The following is a 12,946-nucleotide window of genomic DNA, read 5'->3' on the forward strand; positions in this document are numbered from 1 at the left end:
CAGTAATCCAATCAATGGAGTTCTTTGAGTCTTCAATATTTTTTTCGTGAAGCCACTTAAAAACACCTGTTGAAGCATGAGAGCCTCTATTTGACTGAAGCAGAACGTTATGACCTTTATCCAAGAATTGTATGGCCATATTCATGTACATTCCGGCTCCATTGGTATGAAGGTAGGGAGTTTTAATCAACACTGTTGTTCTCTTAGTATTATCTAGTTTTATTAGTAAAGAAGACAGTGTATTACCATCATCCATGACTATATCTTTGTGCTCAATACTTAAATTTGATGCTGGAATAAAAGAGTATTGATGTATTTTTTTTTCTTTATTGACTCTAAATATTCCGTATAGAGAGTTATTCTCTACTAAATTAAATTTCACAATACTAATTGGATAATGGTCAAAGACAATATCAGCTGAAGTACATTCACTCGATAACTGCTCTATTTGCACCGTATACCTAAGGAAAGTACTAAAGTCCGAGGACTCGGCGAAGTACTTCTCATACTCAAATGGATTGTGAAGATTTTTATTACTAATTAATTCACACAACTTCTTAGTAGTACCGACAACACTTTCACCAGAAGATATTGGATCATTATCTAAGCTAAATACAGTACTAGATGAACTATTAGAATTAGAGCTTAGCTCTTGGTTTAAAGACTCAATATTGGATGATGCCTGAACAAAGTTATCTGTATCATCTTTATTAGCACAGGAAACAAGTCCAAAAAGTGCAAGTACGACAATAAAACTTGATTTGCTCATTAATTATCCTTAGCTATATCTATAGTCCTTTATATAGAGCAATAAATGTACCAAAGCTAAATACCTAGAAACTAGATGTAACGCCCTACCTCTAGCTGTAAAAGAAATAGACAGATGTATAAAACATAAAAATATATGGCAATAATCTAAGGTGTATTCGAGATTACTTAGACTTACAAAATTCTAAATATAATATCTTGAAAAAACTTCACTTTCTTAAACTCTCTTTAATTAAATAGGTCTTAGCAAGCAAATTTTGAGCTTTCTTTGGCCTGACCTATTCAGCTCTAAAAAATGCCCTTTTGTAAGAGACAATATAGAAATGAAACACATCCTACTCTTGGCATTTATATTTACTTCAAGAATCTCTATGGCCGACTCTGCATCCGGCAAAGTTAACATGCGCGTAGAAGGTCACGTAAATATTATTGAAGAAATAAAAGTAAATAGAGAGGTTACAATAAAGACTAACCGTATAGTTGTGTCACCTAATAAGATGTTAATGATTCAAACACCACAAGGAACTATAACAAAGTCTTCAGGGAGAAGTGGTGAGGTAAAATCACAGAATAATTTCCATATTGATATATTCTTTTAATAGATAACATCGATAGTAAAAGTACCAAAGTAATTTCCAGGAGGTTTATTCACTCCTATCTTAGCTAATGTTGCTCCAACTTTCACAGTTTGTTTTCCCTTAGAATTTAACATTCCATTAGTAGGTCTAGAGGTAAACTTATTCACTTTTATAACTTTGTTCCCAGCTCCATCAAGGGATATAAAAATCTGCGAGGGAAGTATAATTGTGTAAGCAGTATTAATATCGCCCTTTATTTTAAACCTCGCATTATTTGGCTCACTACCTTTAGGAGAGATTACCTTTTTAGGGTCTCCTTGTACTACCGTACCAAAATTGAGGTCTTGTTTGTGAGTGATAGTGATTGGAATAGAAAAGCTGTATAATGAAGATATCAATAATAAGAAATTAATCATAATCTAACTCCCTCAAAGAAAAGACTATCCCCATCTGAAGGCATCTTAAACCTCTTTGTAAATTCTTTTAAAGAACATTCATCACATTCAACCTTTAGAGTATATTCTCCTGGTAAGATCCCCTGAGAATAGAAATAACCATCTTTCTCTATATTAAAACTCTTTATTGTTTTTCCATTTGAAATAATACTACCCTTAAGACTCACTTTCTTGTTTGTACTTTCTATAAGTTCAACTTCACCTTCAACATCTCCCTCTATCTGTAGCGGAAACTCTACAAGAGCTGTTTTTCCGGCCCTACCCCAAACTCTCTTTCCAATGGTAGAAGGACGAAGATAGATATTATCAATTTCAGCAAGGCTTATTTTGATATCTGTCGGAGTCAAAGGTTGTATAAAAGTAAAAAATGCATAACCTCTATCATTTGTAGGCTGTCTTTCGTTTCCAGACAATCTATAAAATTCAATATTTTTAATTATCTCTTCGCCAGAATCCCTCTTACCATCTCCATTTATATCATGATAAGCGAGTGCCTTTATATTGGCGTACTCACTTGTTCTCTTATTAAATAGATGAATTCCATCATCTCTATCATAGACGGCTCCGTAAGAGAGATTCAAAGCTATACCAAATTCACTTTCACTATTTCCCTCAAGAGATATGCCTGCAAAGATCTTCTTAAATTTTTTATCAGCTCGTATACTTAATGAAGTAATTTTAGGTGAATATTCATAGGCCAAACTTCCAGAGTAGCTATGTTTTCTTCTATTTGAAAATGAGTAATCTACCTCACTGTCTCTGAGCCCATCACGGTCAGTTCTTGTTGTAAATTTATATGTTACTTGCCCAGATGAGTATCTTGAGAAGAACTCATTAACAAGTATGTTATTTTCTACGTTAACTGAATTTGAAAGATATAAATTTTGAATAGAAAATGAGATACGACTAAGTATATCGACATAGCTTACATCAACTCCATACTTCTTTTTATACTTAATGCTATTAAACATCTGTAAGTTTTGGACAAATCTTAATGGTAGTAAAAAGTTACCATTCCAGGAATAATCTATCGGATTAGTATGGCCAAGAGTATCTGAAGCTACTCCAGTATTATTGATATATGAAAGATTTGTATTTACACCTAAGAAATTAAATTTAGCAGATGTCTCAAAAACTCTATCTTCTTCGTCTGTAATATAATTAGTGTCAATAAGAGTATTATTAAAGAATGTGCTAAAGGCTCCACCATAGTATGTATTTGTTTTATTTGTTCTTAAGTCATAGTTCTTTACAGTATGAAGATCTAATTGAACTCTATCAAAAATGTTCTTAGATAATGAAAGACTATAGTTTTCCTTATCATTTTGATCTTCACCGAATGCACCGGTGATAGTCACTTGACTACTCTTATCGAATGTATTTGAAATATTTAATGTTTTATTCTCATATCTTCTCTCGCCCTTTGGCCCATAGAAAATAAATTTAAATCTATTCACACCATAGTATAGATCTATATTGTTAAACTCATATCTTTGCTTAACCGAACTTCCAACCTCTCGGCCTATTAAGACATCATTATGATAGAGCTCAACTTCCCAGCCACTTTCGAGGGTTCCAGAGAAACTTTCTTTGGAAAAGTTTATTGGCCTTAGAAGTGATCGATTTGAAAAATATGCACCTGTTAACTTTTGTCCTCCCCCGACTAATGCGACACTTGGGGCATTGAAGTTCACAAGCTTCACTTCACTAAGTCCTAGGTCTCCAAAGACACGACTTCTATAGTCATTTCTTTCAAGTCCTAGCCAATACGACTCTTTCTTATCATCTATTCCTCTATAGTTAGTATAGAGCTCTGATTTTAGGACTTCTGCCGATAGTGCCGTTTCATGTTTTAAAGATGTTTTAATATCTCCATTTCTTGAGCGAAAGGAATCTAGAGATATGTCTTGATCAAAGTTTAATCCATCAATCCATTCTCTTTTATTTATCTCAACAGGATAGGAAGTTTCACTCTTCTTAGCTCCACTTTTCTTAGAGTTTCTTTTTTCTCTTTCTTCAGGAGGAAATAAAGGTTCGTAATCTAAAATAATTGATGAGTTTAAAGATTGTATATTAAATTTAATAGTTGTAAGTAACTCTAGAGTCTGAGTATCCACCAATAAGAAGTCATCCAATGGAATGAAACTATTGCAATCAAAACTCACTTTAGAGTCATTTATAAATATTTCACAACTATTTAAATCTATTCTATAGCTATTTCTCTCATTGAAAACAAATCCTTCAATAACTCTTTGGTTCTTTGCAAATTTATACTCTATGCCTATGGCATCAAAAAGGTCCTCTAGAGGTAAGTACCACTTATTATCTTTATTATAAGTGATTAGACCTTCACTGAGTATAAAGTGTCTTTGAGACTTTATAAGCATTATTCTTTCATAGTTATACCATTCATCTTGAGCGAATACATGATTCATAATAATGAAAAGTATTATTCCTATATTTTTTTTCAAAGCTTAAACTTATCCATCGCAGAATGTGTTTTAGAAAATTCATTCTTATAGAATCTAATTTCATACTCACCACTCTTTTTATCAAAGTCTTCTATTTTAAATGTAAATCTTCTTTCTGGAATATATGAACTCACTCCATTTACGACAGTGATAAACTCTTCTTTATCTTTTTCCACTCTATAAATTTTAAATGTTCCAAAAGGAAAAATAGAATTATCTTTTTCCATGATGACATTGAAAAAACTTCCCTTCTCATTCGAAGAGATAGAAAAGTTTTTTAATTTAATTTTTCCTTCTGCATTTCCATGGGAATAAATAATTGGAACATTGATTGCTATCCTTGCATCTATTTTCATCATCACAAGGTTATTTCTAGCACTGTCTTTTTCTTCTTCTTTTTTTATTGGCTCAAACCTTATGTGTGCTCGGTAATCACCTGAAGCTAACTTAGACGTCTTCCTAACCATAAAGCGAACGACTTGTTCCTCATTTGGAGCAAGAGTGACCTGGCGAGGAGAGAATCTAAGAAACTTAATAATAGAATTTGCTTCAACGCCTGGATCTTCTATTCTCTTCATTTGACCATCAAAGGACTGCTCATAGAAAATTGCACTCAATTTATAAGTTGTTTTAAATGATCCTTTATTTCTAATTGTAATTGTTGAAACTTTTGATCTCGTTGATAGCTTCACCTTGGTTGGGAATACCTGCAAACTTGCGCTCACACCTATTGAATAGAAACTTATTACGGCCAAAACGAGCAGACTTAATTTCATTAACTTCTCCATCTTATCAGTTAGTTAAGTCAATTGTCTCAAAGAATCTTCATCATTGTAAGGAGGCAATAAAAAGCCCTTCTGTGAATAGAAGGGCCTAGATAAGCTATATATCTGTAATTATTAGTAAACTACATCTACAGTGAAACTTGCTGCGTAACTACCAGCAACCTGAGTCCCTGACAGAGCATCTCTAGTTGCTCCAACCTTTAAAGTCTGAGCACCTGTACCGTCAAGTAATCCATTTGCACCTGCAGCAGGTGTTGAAACAAATGAATCTACTCCAATTTGCTCATCAGCACTTGCTCCACCACCAGTAATCATAGTTACAGTAGAGTCAGCAGGTAGCGTAATTGTGTACGCCGTACTCGCTTGTCCAGTAACCGCAAATTCACCAGCAGTACCATCAGCAGGAGCAACTGTAGAGGCAGCATCACCCTGAACGGCAGAACCAAAGTCAAGGTCTGCAACCTGAGTAATATTAATTGCTGCAGTAACTACTGCAAGAGCTTGTGCCGAATCAGAAGCGGCCTTAGCAATATCCATTGACATAAATCCAGCTGTTGAAAGTCCTAATACACACATAGTTGTTGAGATCTTTTTAAAAGTCTTTTTCATCATTCCCCCTAAATTAGAATGGTTAACTTTATTAATATTGATATCAAGGTATCGGTTTACTTTCTTAACTCTTAAGTAAATCTAGCCAATTAGATAACTAAATATCAATAAATCTTTACTTAACAAGTAGTTATAGAGGGGCAATTGGAAACAAAATAAGTTTACGAGGCTTTAGAATCTACACAAGAAGACTTTGAGCAGACGTATAAAGTTAACTGCTTCATTGTGGTTTTATTGTAGGGTTTATTTATATAGAGAATTTTATCTGTAGGCCCAAAGATTTCCAAGTAATCATCCCATGAGTACTGCTGAAATGCCGTACAGACAATAAACTCAGTCTGAGGATACTCTTCTCTAATATGCTTAATGGTCTGAATACCATCAATTCCAGGGGGCATTCTTATGTCCATGATGACGAGTGAGTAAGGAGATTTATTTCGATAAGACTCTCTAACTTTAAGAACACCAACCTCTCCCTGAAAGCAGTGATCAAGAGTAAACTGCATCCCAAGTCTCCTTGCGTTCATCTTTTCAATAATTTTCTTATACAGCTCATGCATCTCTTCAGAGTCATCAACCATTAGTATTTTATGTTCCATACTACAATTGTGAACCATAAAAGCTTATACTAGCTTTAAGTTAAGGTTAATAAATGAAAAACACAGGAATATCAGTATGATAAAGCTCGCAATTCTTACTTGTAGTGAAATAGACGTAAACGCTTGTAATGACGATAACTTAATTATTCCCCTCCTAAAATCACAAGAGATTGAGGCAGTTTTTCAAATTTGGGACGATCTTACAGTTGATTGGAGTAGCTTTGATTGTATTCTCATTAGGTCAACTTGGGACTACACAGAGAAGATAGAACAATTTAAATCATTCATTAATAAGCTTCCAAGAGAAGTAAAACTTTTCAATGCTCATGAGATTGTAATGAATAACTTTAATAAATCCTATCTCTTCGACTTAGAAGAAAGAGGATTTGAAATAGTCCCTTCGTTAAAGAGTAAAGTATCTCAAGACACAATAGAAGAGGCGTTTACAAAATTTCAAAGTGATAAAATTATAATTAAACCGCTTATTGGAGCAGGTGCTTCAGGCATCCAGGTTATAGAAAAAGATAACTTAAATGCAGTGGTTGAAAATAATAATGAAGAATTAATTCAGCCTTTTCAAGATAGTATCTCCACAGACGGAGAAGTTTCTCTTATATTCTTTAATGGTGATTTTTCGCACGCAATTTTAAAGGTTCCAAAAAAGAATGAGTTTAGATCTCAAGAAGAATTTGGCAGTAAGATAACTCCACTTTCTCCAGATTCTCAAACAATTAATTATAGTAAGAAAGTATTAGAGTCTATTACAACTGATTCCCTATTTGCTCGTGTTGATTTATTAAAAAATGAAGAGAATGAATGGAGATATATCGGAGAGGTAGAGCTTATTGAACCTGCGCTATATTTAAGCTTTGATAAAGACTCTGCACAGAGATTTTGCAATGCTATAGTAAAGAGAGTTAAAAGCGAATAGATAAGATATCTGTTCTTTTAACCTTGCTCAGTTCGAGACTCCACTTAACACCTATAATGGTTGAATCTTCATTAATTTGAACAAAGAGATCTCCTTCCCCCACTCCTCCATTCATTCGAGAGTCTGATGAGTGTGGAGTTTTTGATGAGTCGAAGACTCGTACCCTAAATAAATTCTGAGACTCCATGACTGGAGTGGAGATAACAATCGCCATATGACCACTGTCTCCACTTTTAGGAATATGATCTTTTTTCCAACAAAGAATATCTCCTGGCCTAACGTCATAGATCGAGCGGACATAGCTCCCTTCTCTCTTAGCAAAGTCAAAGTATTCAAAGCTCTTTAAGTTATCTCTCCCTTTACTTATTTTAAGAAAGAGTTCTTTATTTTCAATCTTTAAAATTGAAGAGACTAAAGACGAACAGTCACAGTGGTATTTTCCACAATATGAATCAAATAGACCTCCACGCAAAAAGCCTGTTTCACTCATTGTATTTTTTATAATTTGAATACTTTTTAAAAATACGTCATTCATTATTCTAATATTTTTATAAACTTTTTTCTATCAAAGCGAATCTGCTCTCCATAGACACCTTTCTCATCGCGCTTACCGATACTGATAACCATTACCAGATGAGCACCACTTCCAAGGTGAAGAATGTCTTTGATTCTTTTTGAGTCAGCTCCTTCCATTGGGCATGAGTCATACCCTAGAGCTCTTGCTGCTAACATAATATTCTCACAACCCAGAGCTGTGGACTTAGTCGCCCATGTGATCATTTGCGAATTAGAAACAGGTTCTCTAGGAGTTACCTTTTTAAAGCCAGTTATAAATATTGCAAGTCTCTTAAAGAAACCAAATATACTTAATGGACCTTGAGTATAAACAAGCGGAACTAATTTTTGATAATAAGACTTCGCTGCTGCAGGTACTCCCTCTTTTTTATTTAAGAGCTCAAGCATCTCTTTTGCGTTATCTCTCCAGGTATCGGTTCTCGCAATACATACAATGAGCTCAGGAGCTGTTGCGGCCGCTGGCTGAGAAAGACAGGCCTTAACCAGTTCACTCTTTTTACTCTCATTCTTAACCCAGTAAAACTCCCAAGGCTGTAGATTTGAGGAATTGGGAGCGAGAATGGCAGCATCTAAAATTTTCTGCATATCTTCATGCTTTACGGGCTCATCTTTAAAGACTCTGACACTTCTTCTACTCTTGATGACCTTGAAAAATTCCTCACTATTAATCTCTTCTAGCTCCTCTCTGTAGCCAGTATCTTTAACCTCTGAAAATATGTCACTGCTCATTATTTTTCCTTTTCTTTGAACTCTAATATTTATAGAGTGCACAAATGAAGTACATTGTAATTTTTCTATTATTATCAATAAATATAAGTTTGTCTGCCAAAGAGAAATTCCTCTGCTCGGCACTTACTTTACATAAATATAAATCAATAGTTCCAGAAACTGAATTCGATAAAGTGAAACATTGTTCTTATTCATGTATTTTGAGTAAGAAATGTAGTGCTGCAGAGAGCTGGGCAGTAGGGTTAGCAAAAGAAATCGCTGACTTACTAGGCTATGGTACGCCTGATTTTGAAGACCTCGCCGCAAATAAAAAAGGCATTAAGCTAGGAAAGAGGGTTAGATCTATTAATGAGTGCCTACCAAAGTGTAGGAAGCTCTACGATCGTGGAAATATATGAACTGGAGATTTGTCACCCTTGCGTACTTAAGTCTCTTTGCACTATCTTTCTTAGACAATGGTCGCTCACCTACCTATAACTCTATTCTTTCAGACTTAAGTATAGGCCCAGCTAAGGGTTCTTATATTTTCTCGGTAGCGAGTTTAATTAGTTTAATTGTTAACTTTACCGCCTCCAAGTGGCTTCCTAGATTTGGCCCAGTAGTCTCAGCAAGAGTAGCACTCCTTTTAATGACTATCAGTGGTCTACTAATGTATGTCACTGGTCATCAGGCAAGCTATACCTACCTTATAGTGAGCTCTATATTCCTAGGCCTTGGGCTCGCAGTTTGTACAATTACAATGAACGTTCTTGTAATAAAGGGTTCAACTAACGCTTTAAGAAAGAGGTTATTCTCAGGGCTACATGCAATCTACGGATTCTCTTCTCTTCTAGCTCCTTTTCTTCTCGCCTTTATCATTAAGTTAGGTGGTGACTGGAAGGTTTACTTTGTAATTAGTGGTCTAATGGCCTTCCTAGTAATTGTAATCACTGCCAAGACAGAAACTCTCCCGCAGATAAAAGAGAGTGAAAATAAAGAAAATCAGAAGGTCCCATTAAGATTTAGAGTACTTTTTGGCCTGCTCTTAGGAGCATATGTTGCCAGTGAGCTAGTTCTCTCGAGTAGGCTTCCCTACTATCTCAATACTGTATTAAAGTACGATGAGGTAACTTCTGGGTACTACTTGAGCTTTTTCTTTCTAAGTCTAAGTGCAGGAAGATTACTTTTCTCTCTTAAAAGTTTTAACTTTAAGAGTGAATACCTAATGATTTTCTCACACATAACTACGATGATCTGTTTCTTCTTGGGTATATATATCCATCCTCTATTCTTGGGTTTATGTGGGTTTACTATGTCCTATGCCTTTCCAATGGGAATGGACTTCTTAGTGGAAACATTTAAAACTAAAAGTGATTATATGATCACCTCAGTAATGACTTGGATAGGGGTACTATTGGCGATGATGCACTTTCTCTTTGGACTCGTAAATGAGTCCTATGGAGCAAATATTGCGTTACTACTTTGCCCACTACTCACCTTCATTGCACTTTGCGCCTTAATTATCTTCCTAAAGAGTGATAAAACTCTCTTATGAAAATAGTTGCCATTTCTGATACACACCAGGCCTACCTAACGGATTTACCTCAAGGTGATATACTCATTCATGCAGGAGACTTCTCTCTTTTGCCAAAGAATGTTAGCTCCAATAGAGAGTTAATGGTGAGTGAGCTCACTGATCTAAAGAATTGGTTTAGCTCTATTAGAGATAGATATAAACATGTTATTCTCGTTCCAGGAAACCACGATTGGATCTTCGAAGTTGATTACGAATTTGCCTCAAAGTTTCTTGAAGATGTAATAGTTCTAAATGATAGAGCAATTGAAATTGATGGTATCAAAATCTGGGGAAGTCCGATTAACCTTGAATATAGAAACTGGGCATTTAACAGAGCAGCTGGAGAAGAGATTCTTAAGCACTGGAACTCTATTCCTAAAGACACAGATATCTTAATCACCCATGGACCTCCTCTTGGAGTTTTAGATCAAGCTTTTCCAGAAGAAAATAGCCCTAAGCTTGGTGACATTGATTTATTAAACACCGTGGACAACTTACAGTTAAAGGCGCATATCTTTGGCCATATACATGGTTCTCACGGAACAATTGAAAGAAATGGAACTTTATTTGTGAATGCGAGCATAATGGATGAGAGTTATAAGCCTACTTTTAAACCAATAACATTTGAACTTTAAACCAAAAAAAACCAGAGAGAGAAATAATTCTCTTCTCTGGCGTCTTTAAGATTTTCTTAGAATCTGTAAGTAAAATCAATATTACGACCTTTAGTCTTTTCAATCGTAATTTCGTTCTTACCGACTTCGATGTTTACAGGAACTACGTTCCCTTTCTTGAAAAATCTTTTCATAAACTTCTTCACTGTAGAATTAGTAGAGTTTACAGTTTCATTCGAAACAATTAAATCCCATTCATCATCTTCAACTGGTGCCATAATAAAGTTTACAAATGCTCCTACCCCTAATTGTAGTCTAATCTTTGGACTACTATCTCTTTCAACTTTGTTACCTGTTATGTAAAGGTTTGAGATCTCTGAAGTGAAGTTATCATCTTCAAAGCTCATATCAACACTACCTCTAGTCTCTACTTTAATAGTCTCGTGATACTCTATTCCTGCATTATCATTCTCTGGCTGATCTTTATCTGCAATATATAAAGCTAACGACTTATCAACAGACTTATCCATGATCATATACTTTGGAGCATACTCATCTTTAAATCCACCTTTACCAATTTTCTCATCTCTTGGGTGTGCATAGTCTTCAAGTAAACCTGCATCGACATAGAGAACACCTTTCATTGAGGCTTCTGGAACTCTATAAACGTTACCAGTTGTTTTCGTTTTAGCTTCCATCTTTCCAACATCTTCACCATCAATAAAGTTAAACATTGTTGGATACGCATCCATAACAAATGTTCCCTCTTCTAATCTTCTGTTAGCAGGAACGTTTCTACTTTCAACGCTTTCTTTATCAGCTGAGAAGTTTGTTGTTGAGTATGCATTGTTCTTAGTTAAAACATAACTCCAGTTGCTTGTCTTATTCTTATAGTCAGTTCTGTGACCATTGAGTAAGGCCTCTTTTGCATAAACTTTAACTATAGGAGTTCCCACAGGTAAAATTTCACGAAGGTAAGCAATTGCCTCATTATTCAACCTAGAACAACCTGAACTTCTTGGACTTGCAAACACATTTGTAAAGTAACTCTTAGTCGCTTTAATTAGAGCATCTTTATCTGCTCCCCAACCAACAGTACCATGAGTCCATTGAGCGTTATGATTAGGACCAACATAGGCAGTATACCAACCAAATGCTCCTCTCATATCACCTTTTCTTTCACCATTCTCTTTTGGCATATACTTATTCTTAAACCACTTTAGGAATGATGATCCTTGTTCAGGAGGAGATGGGTAACCATCTCTGTACCATGAAGGATAGTGGGCAGCATGATCTTGATAAAACTTCCACCACTCAGTAATGCGGTATGATCCAACTCTTGTTCTATTTTCTGAATCATCCTCTCCAACTGCCATTTCAGTTTCCATAATCATTTTATTTACGCATACATCTTTAGAGTTACATGACTTTTCATAAACTCTAAGTCTTTCTGTCGCAATATTTTGAATAACAAAATATTTTCCATCAAAATCTTTATGGTCAACGATTTTGTCTAGTAAGTACTTAAGTGAAACAAAATACTTCTCTGCCTCATCTATCTCTTGGTAACTTTTTCTTTTAAAAGTTATTTCAACATAGTCTTGTTTACCTTCAAGACCATTTAAACTAACAACAGTCACTTTATCATTCTTAGATAATAAGCCTAGTCTACGACCACTCTCATTTCTTACAATCAAGCCAGTTGTTGTGTAATAATCTTTACCAACTTCAACCTCATCAATTGAAGTCATTGCTCCTACCATCTTTTCGTAAGCGGCAGTTCCAGTATTAGGATACTTTTCATTTCTCCCACCACAACTTGTAGCGAGTACGCCAGACATGGCTAAAATTAAAAGTGATTTATTCATAGATGTCTCCTGACAAATCTTTTAAAATTTCTTTGACGAGCGCAAGGTACACAATCTAGCGACGCATCGCAACACATCCCCCTTAGTCTTGTAAAGATTACAATTGATAAGTGGCTGTAATCAGATAACCAACTGAGATTACTAAGGCATGAGGCTTTGGAGACTAATAGGAACTATAAGAAAGGTTAAAACTTTACTTGAACTATTAATGCAATGGTCCTACATTCGGTGCACCTCGTAACTTAGGAACCTTAGTGAACAGAATAGCTACTTTATGTCTTTTTACCCTCCTTACTAGTACCTCTGCTTTTGCAAGAACAGAGAGTTGTGATTCAGCTTGGAAGAGCTTAACGAGATCAAAAGAAATTAAGTCTAAATACAAGAAGTTAATAGGTTCTTGTGATCAAA

Annotated in this window: 14 protein-coding genes; 5 read left to right on the forward strand and 9 right to left on the reverse strand. The window is 35.1% G+C overall.

Features of this window, described 5'->3' with window-relative positions; all coding sequences use genetic code 11:
* On the reverse strand, positions 1-769 hold a 769-nt coding region (locus ABX784_RS11635; RefSeq protein ID WP_372655214.1), incomplete at its 3' end, for a CocE/NonD family hydrolase.
* Positions 770-1,091: 322 nt separating this feature from the next.
* Here ABX784_RS11635 and ABX784_RS11640 point away from each other — a divergent pair.
* A complete protein-coding gene (locus ABX784_RS11640; protein ID WP_372655215.1) occupies positions 1,092-1,367 on the forward strand; it encodes a hypothetical protein in 276 nt (91 codons plus the stop codon).
* Here ABX784_RS11640 and ABX784_RS11645 read toward each other — a convergent pair.
* The 5 genes from ABX784_RS11645 to ABX784_RS11665 form a co-directional block, all read right to left on the reverse strand.
* A complete protein-coding gene (locus ABX784_RS11645; protein ID WP_372655217.1) occupies positions 1,364-1,762 on the reverse strand; it encodes a DUF4402 domain-containing protein in 399 nt (132 codons plus the stop codon). The two genes, ABX784_RS11640 and ABX784_RS11645, sit on opposite strands and share 4 nt — an antisense overlap.
* Entirely contained in the window at positions 1,759-4,272 is a 2,514-nt protein-coding gene (locus ABX784_RS11650; RefSeq protein WP_372655218.1) for a hypothetical protein, read from the reverse strand. The genes ABX784_RS11645 and ABX784_RS11650 overlap by 4 nt, the downstream gene beginning before the upstream one ends.
* Complete coding sequence (locus tag ABX784_RS11655; protein WP_372655219.1) at positions 4,269-5,048, reverse strand: hypothetical protein; 780 nt, start codon at positions 5,046-5,048, stop codon at positions 4,269-4,271. Before ABX784_RS11655 ends, ABX784_RS11650 begins: the two co-directional genes overlap by 4 nt.
* Before the next feature lie 123 nt (positions 5,049-5,171).
* Positions 5,172-5,666, reverse strand: a complete 495-nt coding sequence (locus ABX784_RS11660) for a DUF4402 domain-containing protein (protein WP_372655220.1) — start codon at positions 5,664-5,666, stop codon at positions 5,172-5,174.
* Between the two features lie 161 nt (positions 5,667-5,827).
* Positions 5,828-6,265: a response regulator transcription factor gene (locus tag ABX784_RS11665; protein WP_372655221.1), complete on the reverse strand. Its 438-nt coding sequence runs from the start codon at positions 6,263-6,265 to the stop codon at positions 5,828-5,830.
* Between the two features lie 76 nt (positions 6,266-6,341).
* Here ABX784_RS11665 and ABX784_RS11670 point away from each other — a divergent pair, with 76 nt between their 5' ends.
* Complete coding sequence (locus ABX784_RS11670; RefSeq protein ID WP_372655222.1) at positions 6,342-7,196, forward strand: RimK family alpha-L-glutamate ligase; 855 nt, start codon at positions 6,342-6,344, stop codon at positions 7,194-7,196.
* Here the strand turns inward: ABX784_RS11670 and ABX784_RS11675 are convergent.
* Both ABX784_RS11675 and ABX784_RS11680 read right to left on the reverse strand, forming a co-directional pair.
* Positions 7,183-7,731, reverse strand: a complete 549-nt coding sequence (locus tag ABX784_RS11675; RefSeq protein WP_372655223.1) for a hypothetical protein — start codon at positions 7,729-7,731, stop codon at positions 7,183-7,185. The two genes, ABX784_RS11670 and ABX784_RS11675, sit on opposite strands and share 14 nt — an antisense overlap.
* A complete protein-coding gene (locus ABX784_RS11680) occupies positions 7,731-8,501 on the reverse strand; it encodes a nitroreductase family protein (RefSeq protein WP_372655224.1) in 771 nt (256 codons plus the stop codon). Before ABX784_RS11680 ends, ABX784_RS11675 begins: the two co-directional genes overlap by 1 nt.
* Positions 8,502-8,545: 44 nt before the next feature.
* Here ABX784_RS11680 and ABX784_RS11685 point away from each other — a divergent pair, with 44 nt between their 5' ends.
* From ABX784_RS11685 to ABX784_RS11695, 3 genes are read left to right on the forward strand one after another with little or no spacing between them, the layout of a single operon-like run.
* A complete protein-coding gene (locus ABX784_RS11685; RefSeq protein WP_372655225.1) occupies positions 8,546-8,899 on the forward strand; it encodes a hypothetical protein in 354 nt (117 codons plus the stop codon).
* Positions 8,896-10,035, forward strand: coding sequence for a sugar MFS transporter (locus tag ABX784_RS11690; protein ID WP_372655226.1), 1,140 nt, complete (start codon positions 8,896-8,898; stop codon positions 10,033-10,035). Before ABX784_RS11685 ends, ABX784_RS11690 begins: the two co-directional genes overlap by 4 nt.
* Positions 10,032-10,691 carry a metallophosphoesterase gene (locus ABX784_RS11695; RefSeq protein WP_372655227.1) on the forward strand — a complete coding sequence of 220 codons (660 nt, stop codon included), beginning with the start codon at positions 10,032-10,034 and terminating at the stop codon, positions 10,689-10,691. Before ABX784_RS11690 ends, ABX784_RS11695 begins: the two co-directional genes overlap by 4 nt.
* 56 nt (positions 10,692-10,747) lie before the next feature.
* Here the strand turns inward: ABX784_RS11695 and ABX784_RS11700 are convergent, their stop codons facing one another.
* Positions 10,748-12,538, reverse strand: a complete 1,791-nt coding sequence (locus ABX784_RS11700) for a L,D-transpeptidase (protein WP_372655228.1) — start codon at positions 12,536-12,538, stop codon at positions 10,748-10,750.
* Positions 12,539-12,946: the final 408 nt, after the last annotated feature.

It is taken from the genome of Halobacteriovorax sp., assembly GCF_041587335.1.
Lineage (GTDB): Bacteria > Bdellovibrionota > Bacteriovoracia > Bacteriovoracales > Bacteriovoracaceae > Halobacteriovorax.